At 73.6% G+C, this 13842-nt stretch carries 12 protein-coding genes and 1 pseudogene; 12 read left to right on the top strand and 1 reads right to left on the bottom strand.

Translation table 11 applies throughout. The features are described from left to right. Positions 1-6 precede the first annotated feature (6 nt). On the bottom strand, positions 7-618 hold the full coding sequence (locus FHU33_RS13910; protein WP_142025871.1) for a TIGR03085 family metal-binding protein: 612 nt from the start codon (positions 616-618) through the stop codon (positions 7-9). A 126-nt stretch (positions 619-744) separates the two neighbouring features. Between FHU33_RS13910 and FHU33_RS13905 the strand changes: the two genes are divergently transcribed. The 12 genes and pseudogenes from FHU33_RS13905 (at position 745) to FHU33_RS13850 (ending at position 13739) form a co-directional block, all read left to right on the top strand. Continuing rightward, on the top strand, positions 745-2520 hold the full coding sequence (locus FHU33_RS13905; protein ID WP_211355126.1) for an ABC transporter ATP-binding protein: 1776 nt from the start codon (positions 745-747) through the stop codon (positions 2518-2520). Continuing rightward, positions 2517-4352 (top strand): ABC transporter ATP-binding protein, encoded by a 1836-nt coding sequence (locus FHU33_RS13900; RefSeq protein ID WP_246063612.1) that lies wholly within the window; start codon positions 2517-2519, stop codon positions 4350-4352. Before FHU33_RS13905 ends, FHU33_RS13900 begins: the two co-directional genes overlap by 4 nt. A gap of 17 nt (positions 4353-4369) precedes the next feature. Beyond that, positions 4370-4786: a hypothetical protein gene (locus FHU33_RS13895; RefSeq protein ID WP_142025870.1), complete on the top strand. Its 417-nt coding sequence runs from the start codon at positions 4370-4372 to the stop codon at positions 4784-4786. 65 nt (positions 4787-4851) lie between these two features. Further along, positions 4852-4959 (top strand): annotated as a pseudogene (locus tag FHU33_RS26220) (helix-turn-helix domain-containing protein); the annotation flags it as partial. A gap of 131 nt (positions 4960-5090) precedes the next feature. After that, positions 5091-6209, top strand: coding sequence for an RNA-guided endonuclease InsQ/TnpB family protein (locus FHU33_RS25865; RefSeq protein ID WP_342778682.1), 1119 nt, complete (start codon positions 5091-5093; stop codon positions 6207-6209). Positions 6210-6751: 542 nt separating this feature from the next. Next, a complete protein-coding gene (locus tag FHU33_RS13880; protein WP_142025867.1) occupies positions 6752-8425 on the top strand; it encodes an FAD-binding dehydrogenase in 1674 nt (557 codons plus the stop codon). Next, on the top strand, positions 8422-9099 hold the full coding sequence (locus tag FHU33_RS13875; protein ID WP_142025866.1) for a hypothetical protein: 678 nt from the start codon (positions 8422-8424) through the stop codon (positions 9097-9099). Before FHU33_RS13880 ends, FHU33_RS13875 begins: the two co-directional genes overlap by 4 nt. A gap of 43 nt (positions 9100-9142) precedes the next feature. Then, positions 9143-9517 (top strand): phosphoribosyl-AMP cyclohydrolase, encoded by a 375-nt coding sequence (gene hisI / locus FHU33_RS13870; protein ID WP_142025865.1) that lies wholly within the window; start codon positions 9143-9145, stop codon positions 9515-9517. Beyond that, complete coding sequence (locus tag FHU33_RS13865; RefSeq protein WP_142025864.1) at positions 9514-11010, top strand: anthranilate synthase component I; 1497 nt, start codon at positions 9514-9516, stop codon at positions 11008-11010. The genes hisI and FHU33_RS13865 overlap by 4 nt, the downstream gene beginning before the upstream one ends. Next, positions 11007-11606, top strand: a complete 600-nt coding sequence (locus FHU33_RS13860) for a Trp biosynthesis-associated membrane protein (protein ID WP_142025863.1) — start codon at positions 11007-11009, stop codon at positions 11604-11606. Before FHU33_RS13865 ends, FHU33_RS13860 begins: the two co-directional genes overlap by 4 nt. A gap of 160 nt (positions 11607-11766) precedes the next feature. Further along, the gene (gene trpC / locus FHU33_RS13855; RefSeq protein WP_142025862.1) at positions 11767-12576 is read left to right on the top strand and encodes an indole-3-glycerol phosphate synthase TrpC; all 810 of its coding nucleotides are present in this window, start codon (positions 11767-11769) and stop codon (positions 12574-12576) included. A gap of 248 nt (positions 12577-12824) precedes the next feature. Continuing rightward, positions 12825-13739, top strand: coding sequence for an IS982 family transposase (locus FHU33_RS13850; RefSeq protein ID WP_142025382.1), 915 nt, complete (start codon positions 12825-12827; stop codon positions 13737-13739). The last annotated feature ends 103 nt before the right edge of the window (positions 13740-13842 follow it).

The raw sequence follows: 13842 nt of genomic DNA, 5'->3' as shown, positions 1-13842 counted from the left end.
CGCGTGTCAGGACACGGTCACGCGGGCGACGTCGCGGCGGCCCGACGCCCAGAGCAGCAGCTCCAGCGGCGTGCCCTCGACCGTGCGCCCGCCCGCGCCGTAGCGCTTCTCGACCCCGGGATCGTCGCTGCGCCGCAGGACCAGACCGCGGCGCCCGGCGGCCCGGCGCGCGAACAGCTCGACGGCCGACCACACCTGGTCCTGGGCGGCACGGGGCAGGACGCGCGGCTCCCAGCGGGGCTGGGCACGGCGGACGTCCTCGTGGTGGATCGCGTACTCGCTCGTGTTGAGCAGCCGCGCGACAGGCGGCCAGGCCATGGGCAACCATGGGGCGGGCCCCGACCGGACCCGATCGACCACCTCCGCGTAGGGCGTGGAGCTCCGCAGCCGGTCCTCCAGCCGGTGCGCCCACGACGTGAGCGGGCGGGCGACGCCGAGCTGCTCGACGCCGTAGCCGGGCAGCGCGTCGGGACGGCGGTCGCGGACCACGAGGTGGGCGGCGAGGTGGCCCGTCGTCCATCCGGCGCAGCAGGTCGGTGCGTCCGGCCCCAGCTCGGCCAGCAGGTCGGCGAGTTCGGCGCGCTCGGTCTCGGCGAAGGAACGGGAAGAGGCGGGCACCGGCGGAGGTTACCGAGATGCCCCTGGCACGGCCTCCCGACGACGGTTAGCCGAGCTCAGGACCACGTAGGATCGCCGAGCACGTCCGACGCTCGTTCCCCCCACCGTCCCGCCCAGAGGAGTCCAGTGGCCCGCCGCCGAGACGCCGTCGTGCGGCGCGGGCTCCGTCACGTGGGGCGGGGGATCGTCGAGCAGCCGGGCATGTTCACCTTCGCCGTCCTCGCCAGCAGCCTCTACGGCGCGATGACGGTGGCCAGCGCGTGGGTGATCGGCGAGATCACCGACCGCGTGCTCCTGCCGTCCTTCGACGAGGGGGCCACCACGGCCGCCGCGCTCGCCCTCGCGTCGGCCGCGATCGTGGGCGTGGCCCTGCTGAAGATCGTCGGCATCCTCGGCCGCCGGCTCTTCGCCGGGATCATGAGCTTCCGGCTGCAGGCCGACTACCGCCGCCGGGTCACCCGCCAGTACCTGCGGCTGCCGCTGTCCTGGCACGCGCGGCATCCCACCGGGCAGCTGCTGTCCAACGCCAACTCCGATGTCGAGGCCGCCTGGTACTTCGTCGCGCCGCTGCCCTTCGCCGTCGGCGCGCTGGTGATGATCGCCATCACCTCGGTGGTCCTGGTGCTCACCGACCCGCTCCTGGCCCTGGTCGGGCTGGTCGTCTTCCCGCTGGTCTTCGCGGTCAACGTCGTCTACTCGCAGGTGATGAGCCCGCGCATGCAGCGCGCCCAGCAGTTGCGCGCCGAGGTCAGCGAGATCGCCCACGAGAGCTTCGACGCTGCGCTGGTGGTCAAGACCCTCGGCCGTGAGTCGGCGGAGACCGAGCGCTTCGCGGCCCGGGCCGACGAGCTGCGCGACGGGCTGGTCGCCGTCGGCCGCGTGCGCGGCCTGTTCGACCCGATGATGGAGGCGCTGCCCAGCCTGGGCACCCTCGCCGTCCTGCTGATCGGCGCCGGCCGGGTGGCCGACGGCAGCACCGACGCCGGCGAGCTGGTCTCCATCGCCTACCTGTTCACCCTGCTGGCGTTGCCCATCCGTGCGATCGGCTGGGTGCTGGCCGACCTGCCCCGGGCGCTGGCCGGCTTCGACCGGGTCACCCCGGTGCTCGAGGCGACGGGGGAGACGCCCTACGGGTCCGAGGCCTCCGCCGTGGCGACGGGCGGAGCCGCCGTCGGGGTGGCCGGGGTGGATTTCGCCTTCGCCGACGCCTCCGCGCCGACCCTGCGCGGGGTCACCTTCGACGTCCGGGCCGGGACGACGGTCGCCGTCGTCGGCCCCACCGGCTCCGGGAAGTCGACGCTGGCCGGGCTCCTGGTCCGGCTGGTCGATCCGGCCGACGGCAGGGTCCTGCTGGACGGCGTGGACGTGCGCCGGCTCCGGGAGGGCGAGGTCAGCGGTCAGGCGGCCTTCGTCGCCCAGGGCACGTTCCTCTTCGACGACACGGTGCGCGGCAACGTCACCCTCGGCGAGCCGTTCTCCGACGACGACGTCCGGTCAGCCCTGCGCGTGGCCGCCGCCGACGAGTTCGTCGCCGCGCTCACCGACGGCCTCGACACCCGGGTCGGCGAGCGCGGGGCGACGCTGTCGGGCGGTCAGCGCCAGCGGCTGGCACTCGCGCGGGCCGTCGTCCGGCGGCCGCGGCTGCTGGTCCTGGACGACGCGACGAGCGCCGTCGACCCGTCGGTCGAGGCCCGCATCCTCGACGCGCTCCGCGACAGCGACGAGCCCGCGACCGTCGTGGTCATCGCCTACCGGCAGGCGACGATCGCCCTCGCCGACGAGGTGGTCTGGCTCGAGCAGGGCCGGGTGCTCGCGCGCGGCACCCACGAGCAGCTCCTCGACGAGGTCCCCGGGTACGCGGCGCTGGTCCGTGCGTACTCCCAGGCGGAGGCGGTCGCGTGAGCGACGCCCCGCTCCTGCCCGCCGACCGACGGCGCGAGGGTGCGTTCGCCACCCTGCGTCGCGGCCTGCGGATGATGCCCGAGTTCCGTCGCGGGCTGCCGGCGACCTTCGCGCTCGCCCTGCTGGCCACCGCCGGCCGGGTGGTCGTCCCGATCGCCGTCCAGCAGGTCATCGACCGCGGCCTGGCCGACGGCGACCCCGACATGGGGCTCATCACGCAGCTGGTGCTGCTCTGCGCGGTCGTCGTGCTGATCACCGCCGTCGCGGTCTACCGGATGAACGTCCGCCTCTTCCGGACGACGGAGACCGCGCTGGCCAACCTGCGGGTGCGCGCCTTCCGGCACGTGCACGATCTCTCCGTCCTGCACCAGCAGGGCGAGCGCCGCGGCTCCCTGGTCTCCCGCGTCACCAGCGACGTCGACCAGCTCTCCACCTTCATGCAATGGGGTGGGGTGCTGGGCCTGATCAGCGTCGGGCAGCTGGTGGTGGCCACCGCCGTCATGGCCGTCTACTCCTGGCAGCTGACCCTGCTGGTGCTCGTCTGCTTCGTCCCGCTGGCGATCGCGGTCCGGTGGTTCGCCCAGCGCCTGGCGACCGCCTACGGCGTCGTCCGGGAACGGGTCGGTGACGTCCTCGGGGCCGTGGCGGAGTCCGTCGTCGGCGCCCCGACCGTGCGCGCCTACGGGATCGGCGCCCGGACGGCGGCCCGCATCGACACCGCGATCGACCGGCAGTACCGCGCGCAGGTCGACGCGCAGAAGGTGACCGCAGCGGTCTTCGTCAGCGGCGAGTTCGTCGCTGCGCTGGCCAATGCCGCGGTGGTCGTCGTCGGCGTGCTGCTCGGGCTGGCCGGGGACATCACCGCGGGAACGCTCGTGGCCTTCCTCTTCCTGGTCACCCTGTTCGTCGCCCCCGTCCAGACCGCGAGCGAGGTGCTCAACGAGGCGCAGAACGCCGTCGCCGGGTTCCGCCGCGTGCTCGACGTCATCGACACCGAGCCGGACGTTCGCGACCCCGCCATCGCCGACCCGGGCCGGGTGCACGAACTGCCGGCAGGCCCGCTGGGAGTGCGCTTCGACTCCGTCTCGTTCCGCTACGTGCCTGGTGCCCGCCTGGCGCTGGGGGACGTCTCGCTCACCATCGATCCGCGCCGGCGGGTGGCGATCGTGGGGGAGACCGGTTCGGGCAAGACCACGTTCGCGAAGCTGGTCACCCGGCTGATGGACCCGGTCGACGGGCGGGTGCTGCTCGGGTCGGACGACGGGGACTGGGTGCCGCTGGACGAGGTGGCCTTCTCGTCCCTGCGCGCGCGGGTGGTGATGGTGCCGCAGGACGGCTTCCTGTTCGACGCCACCGTCGCTGACAACGTCCGCTACGGGCGCCCGGGGATGACCGACGACGAGGTGGTGGCGGCGTTCGAGGACCTCGGGCTCGACGCCTGGGTGGCCGGTCTCCCCGACGGCGTGCGCACCCCGGTGGGCCAGCGCGGGGAGTCGCTGTCGTCGGGGGAACGGCAGCTCGTGGCCGTCGCCCGCGCCTACGTGGCCGACCCCGACCTGCTGGTGCTCGACGAGGCGACCAGCGCCGTCGACCCGGCCACCGAGCAGCGGCTGACCCGGGCGTTGGACCGGCTCACCGACGGGCGTACGACGCTGACCATCGCCCACCGGCTGTCCACCGCGGAGCGCGCCGACGAGGTGCTCGTCGTCGACGCCGGGCACGTGGTGCAGCGGGGGACGCACGCCGACCTCGTCGACGCCGAGGGCCCCTACGCCCGGTTGCACGCCTCGTGGCGCCGTTCGTCGTCCGGGAGCCCGGCTCCGGCGGCCTGACGCCCTACGCTGCGCACGTGCACCCTGCGCCCGCGCCCGACCGCCGCATTCCACCCGTCCCGGCCATCGCCGCCGCCGTCCTCGGCGTCCTCAGCGCAGGGGTCCCCGCCGTGTTCGCGCTCATCGCGCTCGCCTTCTCCGGTGGGGAGTTCGCCGGGAACGAGTGGCTGCTGATCCTCGTGCCCCTCGTCATCCTGGCCGGGCTCCTCGTCGGAGTGGTCCTGCTCCTCGCCGGTCGGTCGTGGCTGGTCCTCGCACTCTGCGCCGGCGCCATGGCCGCCCTGGTGCTCACCGGATACCTGATGGGTGGCTGGGGCGGCGGCGCGTTCGGCGTGCTGACGGTCCTCGTCCCGCTGCTCACGACGGTGCTCGCCGTCCTGCCCCGAGTCCGTTCCTGGGTGGCCGCACGGCGAAGCGCACGGACCGGCTCCTGACCAGGCGACCCCCCTCACGATTTGGGTGAGATGAACTGTCCGACCCACCCGGCACTATCCGGGGTGTGGGCCACGGAGCGGTGCGAGTACGGCTGGACGCCACCGACGTCCACGCCGGGATGCTGCTGCGTGCCGCCGGCGCTCGCCGGTTCGCGTGGAACTGGGCGGTCGCGAAGATCAAGGCGAACGCCGACCAGTGGGCCGCTGAGGCGACCTACGGGATCGACAAGCCCGACCGGGTCCGGCCCCTGACGTTCTTCACTCTCGCGAAGCTCTGGACGGCGGAAAAGCCCGACGTCGCGCCGTGGGCCGGGGAGCACTCGACGTGGACGTTCCGGTACGCGCTCCGGGACGCCGCAACCGCCCACCAGGCGTTCCTGACCGGAAGGCGCCGGTTCCCGCGATTCAAGGCCAGGCACCGCGCCCGCGCCCGATTCACCGTCCGCGACGGGCTCGCGCTCGAGCACGGCCGGGTGCGGATCGCGAAGTACGGGTGCGTGCGGATCGCGGCGGCGTGCCCGCAGCAGGCGAAGCTCCGGCGGCTGCTGCGCCGCGGCCACGCGACCCTGCAGCACATCACCATCACCAGGCACTCCGACGGTCACTGGTACGCGACAGTGAACTTCACCCGCGAGGCGCGGGCGTCGGTCGAGCAGCACACCGCCCCTGGTGGGCCGGTCGTCGGCGTGGACCGTGGTGTGAAGACCGCAGCTGTCGTCGCCGACGCGAACGGCCAGGTCATCGTCGAGTTGCCGGCGTCCGGGCGCTCCGCGACCGGCTGCGCCACGTTCAGCACCTGCAGCGCGCCGTCCCCCGGGCGCAGAGGGGCTCGGCGAACCGGCGCAAGGCCGTCGCCCGGCTCGGTCGCGCACACGCCCGCGCTGCCGCCGTCCGCGCGAACGCGTTGCACCGGTTCACCGCCGAGCTTGCCCGCGAGCATGGCGACGTGGTGGTCGAGGATCTGGCGACGAAGAACCTGATGGCCAACCGGTCACTCGCGGCCGCGATCGGTGACCAGGGCTGGGGAGAGTTGGCCCGGCAGTTGGCCTACAAGACGGCCCGCCACGGTGGGCGCCTGATCGTCGCGGACCGCTGGTTAGCGAGCTCGAAGACGTGCTCGGCGTGCGGAGGAGTGAGACCCAAGCTCACCCTCGCCGAGCGCAGCTACCGGTGTGCAGATGACTCCTGCGGCCATGTCGCCGACCGGGACGTCAACGCCGCCGCCAACCTCGCCGCCTGGGGCGAGCACACGCTCGGGTCCTGCCCGTGCGTGACCCAGGCCGGGGACCGCCACCCGGGCGGCCCGTCAGCCGGCACACGTCGGCATGCCTGTGGAGGGTGGGTGTCAGCCACGGCCAGCCAGGTCGCGGCGGTGCTGCCCGGTGAAGCAAGAACCAGCCAGCCACGCCCCGGCGCGGCGTAAGCACTGGACGCCCCGGACAGGGGCGCTCACGACGACGTGACGGTGCTCCGGCATCTCACCCAAATCGTGAGGGGGGCCAGGCGACCAGTGGACCTGCGCGACCCGTTCGACGACCGCATCTGGGCTGCTGAGGTCCACTCATCAGCTGTCGGGCGAGGCGCGCGGACCGGCTCCTGACGACAGGAGATCGCTCGATCGCCGAACTCACCGCCGTGCGCACCATCGGCGCCGGCCGGTCCGGGCGCCTCCCACCCCGCGTCGTTCCCCGGGGCGACAGCGCACGCCGGCCGGTTGGCGCTAGCGTCGCTCACGTGACCGAGCGTGCGAGGTCACGCAGGGAACAGAGCACCGTTGGCACGTGGCCGACGAGCGCCAGCGAGGAGGACACGTGACCGAGCGTGCGAGGTTACGCAGGGAACAGAGCACCGTTGGCACGTGGCCGACGAGCGCCAGCGAGGAGGACACGTGACCGAGCGTGCGAGGTCACGCAGGGAACAGAGCACCGTTGGCACGTGGCCGACGAGCGCCAGCGAGGAGGACACGTGACCAGCAACGAGACGGGCCGGACGGAAGCAGACGCAGTCGTCGTGGGAGCGGGCCTCGCCGGCCTGGTGGCCACCGCGGAGCTGGCCGATGCCGGCAAGCGGGTGATCCTCCTGGAGCAGGAGCCCGAGGCGTCCCTCGGCGGGCAGGCCTGGTGGAGCTTCGGCGGGCTGTTCCTCATCGACTCGCCCGAGCAGCGCCGGCTGCGGGTGCACGACTCCCTCGAGCTCGCCCGGCAGGACTGGTTCGGCACCGCGGGGTTCGACCGGGAGTCCGACCACTGGCCGCGGCAGTGGGCCGAGGCCTACCTACAGTTCGCCGCGGGGGAGAAGCGGTCCTGGCTCAAGGAGCAGGGCATCGGCTTCTTCCCGGTGGTCGGCTGGGCCGAGCGCGGCGGGTACACCGCCACCGGGCACGGCAACTCCGTGCCGCGGTTCCACATCGTCTGGGGCACCGGCCCCGCCATCGTCGAGCCCTTCGCCCGCCGGGTACGCGCCGCGGTCGCGGCCGGCCGGGTGGAGCTGCGCTTCCGGCACCGCGTGTCCGAGCTCGTGGTCACCGGTGGTGCGGTCAGCGGCGTCCGTGGTGCCGTCCTGGAGCCCAGCTCCGTCGCCCGCGGCGAGGCGAGCTCCCGCACCGAGACCGGTGACTTCGAGATCGGCGCCCAGGTCGTCGTCGTGACGGCGGGCGGCATCGGCGCCAACCACGAGCTGGTGCGCCGGAACTGGCCGGCCCGGCTCGGTCCGGCCCCGCAGCGGATGCTCTCGGGCGTTCCGGCCCACGTCGACGGCCGGATGCTGCAGGCCACCGAGGACGCCGGCGCGAGCGTCGTCAACAGCGACCGCATGTGGCACTACACGGAGGGCATCGCCAACCACTCGCCGGTCTGGGCCGACCACGGCATCCGGATCCTGCCGGGGCCGTCGTCGCTGTGGTTCGACGCCACCGGGAAGCGGCTCCCGGTGCCGCTGTTCCCGGGATTCGACACCCTCGGGACCCTCGCCCACATCGGCACGACCGGCTACGAGCACACCTGGTTCATCGCGACGCACAAGATCGTCGAGAAAGAGTTCGGGCTCTCGGGCTCCGAGCAGAACCCCGACCTCACCGGCAAGGACGTCCGTCTGCTGGCGACCCGGGTCAGGGCCGGCATGGCCGCCCCCGTCCGGGCGTTCCTGGACAAGGGCGAGGACTTCGTCGTGGCCGACACCCTGCCCGAGCTGGTCGCCGGCATGAACCGGATCACCGGCGGGACGCCGGAGCTGGACCTGGCGCAGATCGAGCGGGAGATCGTCGCCCGTGACCGCGAGATCGCCCACGAGTTCGGCAAGGACATGCAGATCAACGCGATGCGCGCGGCGCGCAACTACCTCGGCGACAAGCTGATCCGGGTCGCGCAGCCGCACCGCATCCTCGACCCCGAGGCCGGCCCGCTGATCGCCGTGCGGCTCAACATCATCACCCGCAAGACGCTCGGCGGGCTCGAGACCGACCTGTCGGGCCGGGTGCTCCGGCCGGGCGGCGAGGTCTTCCCCGGGCTGTACGCGGCGGGTGAGATCGCCGGCTTCGGCGGAGGGGGAATGCACGGCTACCGGTCGCTGGAGGGAACCTTCCTCGGCGGCTGCCTCTTCTCCGGGCGAACCGCCGGGCGCGCCGCGGCGGCCGCACTGTGAGCGGACCGGGAAACTGGGGGCCGGCCGGCGGGAGCCCGTGGGCCGATCCGGCCACGCCGACCGAGCCGGGTGCGCCGTACGCGGGCCCGCCGCCCACGGTCGCGCCCTACGCCGCGCCGCCGGCCTACGGGTACCCGCCGCCGTACGCAGCCGTCCCGCCCTGGGGGCCGCCGGCTCCGTACGGCTATCCGCTGCCGCCGCGCCGCCCGCAGCGGCCCGGGCAGGTCATCACCGCTGCCGTGCTGGCGTTCGCGCAGGCCGTCGTGGTGCTGATCGCCTCGCTCTACCTGTGGTTCTTCGCCTCGATCGCCGACGTCGCCGTCGCCGAGGCCGGCGCCCCCTACTCGCCGACCGCACTGAACGCGCTGGCGAACGAAGGGGTCACGCTCGCGGTCGTCCAGCTGCTGTCGGTGGTGCTGCTCATCGGATCGGGGGTGTGGGCGCTCAACAGCCGCCGACGGGCCGCCGGCCTGCTGCTCGCCGGTGCGCTGGCCGCCCAGATCGTCCTGGCGGTCTACTGGGCCGCGCGCCTGGACTCGTTGATCGGTGGTCTGGGCACCGAGGGCACGATCGCGGCGTTCTCGCTGTTCTTCGCCGTCGGCCCGCTGGTCGGACTCGGCATGCTGCTGATCGGCCCCGGCCGGCACTGGTTCGGCCGCGCCGCGCCCGCCTGACCACCGGGCAGCGGCGGGCACGGCGCACGGCAGACTGGGTGGCATGTCCGTCCCGTCCGCCGAACCCGCCCTCGATCCCCAGGTCGCCGCGCTGCTGCGCCGCGATCCGGCCGGCCTGGTGGCCGCCGTCGTCCAGCAGCACGACAGCCTCGAGGTCCTGATGCTCGCGTGGATGGACGAGGAGGCGCTCCGCCGGACCCTGACCACGGGACGCGCCACCTACTGGTCGCGCAGCCGCGGGGAGTACTGGGTCAAGGGCGAGACCTCCGGCAACCGCCAGTGGGTGCGTGAGGTCCGCGTGGACTGCGACGGCGACGCGCTGCTCGTGCTGGTGGACCAGGAGGGCGCCGCCTGTCACACCGGCGAGCGCAGCTGCTTCTTCCGGTCGCTCCCGGCGGTCGAGGGAGAGCCGTCGTGAGATTCGGCGTCACCAGCCCGTCGGCCGAGGAGTTCGCGACGCTGGAGCAGGCGGTCGTACCGGTGACCCGGAAGCTGCTCGCCGACAGCGAGACCGCCGTCGGTGTCTACCGCAAGCTGGCGGGCAACCGGCCGGGCACGGTGCTGCTGGAGTCCGCCGAGCAGGGCAAGCGCTGGGCGCGCTACAGCTTCGTGGGGGTGCGCAGCGCCGGCGTCCTCACCGAGCGGGACGGCGTCACGCAGTGGCTGGGCGACGACCTGCCCGGGCTCACCGACGACCTGCCGGAGGACCCGCTCGCCGCCGTCCGCACGCTGGCCCGGCGGCTGCGGTCGCCGCGCGTCGACGGGCTGCCGCCGCTGACCGGCGGTCTGGTCGGCTACCTCGGGTACGACGTCGTCCGCCGGCTCGAGCGCCTGCCCCGGACCAGCACCGACGACCTCGGGATGCCCGAGCTGGCGATGATGCTGGTGACCGACCTCGCCGTGCTCGACCACACCGACGGCTCCATCCTGCTCATCGCGAACGCCCTGCGCGCCGGGGGCGGCTACGACGACGCCGTCGCGCGGCTCGATGCCATGGCCGCGGACCTGACCGAGGCGGTGCCGCCCGGGGTGGCGGTGCTCGAACGCGCCGACCCGCCGGCGGTGACCAGCAACCTGGCGCCCGGCGCGTACGAGGACGGCGTCGAGCGGATCCGGGAGCACATCCGCGCGGGCGACGCGTTCCAGGTGGTCCTCGCCCAGCGGTTCGAGCTGACCACCGACGTCGAGGCGCTCGACCTCTACCGGGTGCTGCGGGCGACCAACCCCTCGCCGTACATGTACCTGCTGCGCTTCGCCGGGCGGGAGAGCCCGTTCGACGTCGTCGGGTCCTCGCCGGAGGCACTGGTCACCGTCACGGGGGACGCGGCCGTCGTCCACCCGCCGGCCGGCACCCGGCCCCGCGGCGCGACGCCGGAGGAGGACGTCCGGCTGGCCGAGGGGCTGCTGGCCGATCCCAAGGAGCGTGCCGAGCACGTGATGCTGGTCGACCTCGCGCGCAACGACCTGGGCCGGGTGTGCGTCCCGGGCACCGTCGAGGTGCCCGACTTCATGCGGGTCGAGCACTACAGCCACGTCATGCACCTGGTGTCCACGGTGACCGGCACGGTGGCGCCGGAGCACGATGCCCTCGACGTCTTCGACGCCACGTTCCCGGCCGGCACCGTCTCGGGGGCGCCCAAGCCGCGGGCCATGGAGATCATCGAGTCGCTGGAGCCCACCCGCCGGGCGCTCTACGCCGGCACCGTCGGCTACGTCGACGCCAGCGGCGACATGGACATGGCGATCGCCATCCGCACCGCCGTCCTGCACCAGGGGCGCGCCTACGTGCAGGCCGGTGCGGGCATCGTCGCCGACAGCGACGCGGCCACCGAGGAGGCCGAGACCCGACACAAGGCCCGTGCCGTGCTGTCGGCGATCGCGACGGCCGAAGGACTGCGGGAGCTGAGATGACCGCGACGGCACGGCGCGAGCTCGGCGCCGTCGTCGGCGGGGCGGTGCTGGCGGGCGCCCTCGCCCTGATCGCCGGGGGCGGGGCGTGGGTCGGGTACACGGTCGAGCGCCCGGCCCCGCTGCCGCCGATCGAGGGCACGCTCTCCGGCGCCGATGCCGCGCCGCTGGTCCCCGCGTCCGGACTGGTGCTGCTCGCGGCCGCGGTCGCGGTGCTCGCCGTCCGCGGCTGGGCTCGCCTGGTGCTCGGCGTGCTGGTGGCGGCGGCCGGCGGAGTACTCACCCGGTCCGGGCTGGGCGCTCTCGTCACGGGGGTCGAGCCCGGCGACGTGGGCGGATGGGTAGGGGAGGTCACCGTCGGCGGCGTCACGGCCTGGCCGGTGGTCGCCGTGCTGGCCGGCGTCCTGGCCGTCGCGGTCGGCGTGCTCGTCGTGCTCCGGGGCCGCACCTGGCCGGCCATGGGACGGCGGTACGAGCGAGCCACCGACCCCGCCACGGGACACACCTCCGCCACCGCACCGGCCCGGCCCGAGACCGACGAGGACCGCGCCCAGGCCGCCTGGAAGGCCCTCGACCGGGGCGAGGACCCCACCGCATAGCGGAACTGCCCGAGGCCGGTGCACCCGGCCCCCCGGCCGGGGCGGGCGGTCACCGCCTCTACAGTGGCTGTCACCCATCCGCCTGGTGAGGGGACGTTCTGGTGCGATTTCCGGAGGACCGCGTGAGCAGCCGCGCAGCGGTATCGGCAGGCCCGCGGCCGTGAACGTGCTCGACGAGATCGTCGCCGGCGTACGCGAGGACCTCGCCGCCCGCGAGGCGCTGACCCCTCTGGGGGAGGTCAAGGCCGCCGCACTGGACGCCCGCCCCGCCCTCGATGCGCTGGCCGCGCTGCGCGCCCCCGGCGTCGGCGTGATCGCCGAGGTGAAGCGGCGCAGCCCCTCCAAGGGAGAGCTCGCCGACATCCCCGACCCGGCGCAGCTGGCCCTCCAGTACGCCGCCGGCGGGGCGAGGGTGATCAGCGTCCTCACCGAGCGCCGGCGCTTCGGCGGGTCGCAGGCCGATCTCGACTCCGTCCGCGCCGTGGTCGAGGTGCCGATCCTCTGCAAGGACTTCGTCGTCAGCAGCTACCAGGTGCACGAGGCCCGGGCCCACGGCGCCGACGTCGTCCTGCTGATCGTGGCGGCGCTCGAGCAGAACGCGCTCGTCGGTCTGCGGGAGCGGATCGAGTCCCTCGGGATGACGGCCCTGGTCGAGGTGCACACCGAGGCCGAGGCCGACCGCGCCATGGACGCCGGTGCCTCGGTCATCGGCGTCAACGCGCGCGACCTCACCACGCTGCAGGTCGACCGTTCCACCTTCGAGAAGATCGCCCCGGGCCTGCCGTCGGGCGTGGTCAAGGTGGCCGAGTCCGGTGTCCGCGGCCCGCACGACCTGATCGGTTACGCGGCGGCCGGCGCCGACGCCGTCCTGGTCGGGGAGGGTCTGGTCACCGCCGGTGACGCCCGCCAGGCGGTCGCCGACCTGGTCACGGCCGGCTCGCACCCGGCCACCCCGCGCACGACCCGCTGAGCCCGGCGCACCTTCTTCACGTCGAGCCGCCTGAGCGGACGTCTAGCCGCGCCATGGCCCGGCTAGATGACCTATTCCAAGGGGTTGCCGTTCTCGATCACGTTCCTGCGGGAACGTCGTCAAGCTGAGAGCCTTGACCGCGTTCCCGCGGGAACGTCGGCGGTATCGGTCGGCGAGCCTTGAGCAGGTGAGAGGCGAGGGTGCCCACGCTCGGCGTTGGAACCCAACGTCGAACCTCGGAGGTCCTCGTGGACGCCGATCTGGACACCCTCGCAACCGCACTCTATGTCCGCGCCGATGACCTGTTGAAGGCCTTTCCGGAGCGGGCTCCGGCCCGGCCGAGGGTCGGAATCGCCCCGAAGATCACCGACGCGGAGCTGGTCACGCTGGCCGTCATGCAGGCGTTGGCCGGCCGTCCGAGTGAGGCCCGCTGGCTGCGCTACGCCCACGCGGAGCTGCGGCATCTGTTCCCGTATCTGCCCCTGCAGCCGGCCTACAACAAGCGGCTGCGACGCCTGGCCGACACGATCGCCTGGCTGATCACCGCGCTCGCCCGCGACACCAGCCTGTTCACCGATGACGTGTGGGTCGTTGACTCCACGCCAGTCGAGTGCGCCCGCTCCAGGGAGACCGTCCGCCGCTCGGATCTGGCCGGCTGGGCGGAGTACGGCTACTGCGCCAGCCACTCCCGGTTGTTCTGGGGCCTGCGGCTGCACCTGCTGTGCACGCTGCACGGGCTGCCGGTCGGCTTCGCCCTCACCGGCGCCAAGGCCGACGAGCGCGCGGTGCTCCTCGACATCCTCGACGCCGACCCCGCCCTGACCGCTGACCGCCGCGAGCAGGTCGTGATTGCGGACAAGAACTACTACGGCCGCGAGTTCGAAGGCACCCTCGCCGACGCGGGGTTGAACCTGCTGCGCCCGGCACGCAAGGGTGAAGCCGAACGCCCGGGGACGCGCTTCTTCAGGCCATTACGCCAGGTCATCGAGTCGATCAACGACACCCTTAAAGGCCAACTCGACCTCGAACAACACGGCGGACACACCCCCGGAGGAGTCTGGGTCCGAGTCCTGCAACGCGTCCTGGCCCTGACCGCCGCAATCTGGCACAACGACCGCATCGGCGCCCCCGTCGCCCGCTGCCTCACCGTCTACGACCACTAAACCCTTGGAATAGGTCATCTAGACGTCCGGGCGCGCGGCTGGACCCCTCGACGTCGGCGCCCGTGGCCGGTGTCTACCGCCGGATCTGCCACCAGGGTTCTGC

Source organism: Blastococcus colisei (assembly GCF_006717095.1).
Lineage (GTDB): Bacteria > Actinomycetota > Actinomycetes > Mycobacteriales > Geodermatophilaceae > Blastococcus_B > Blastococcus_B colisei.
Note: the sequence above shows the minus strand (reverse complement) of the source record. Positions and strands in the feature narration are given on the sequence as shown.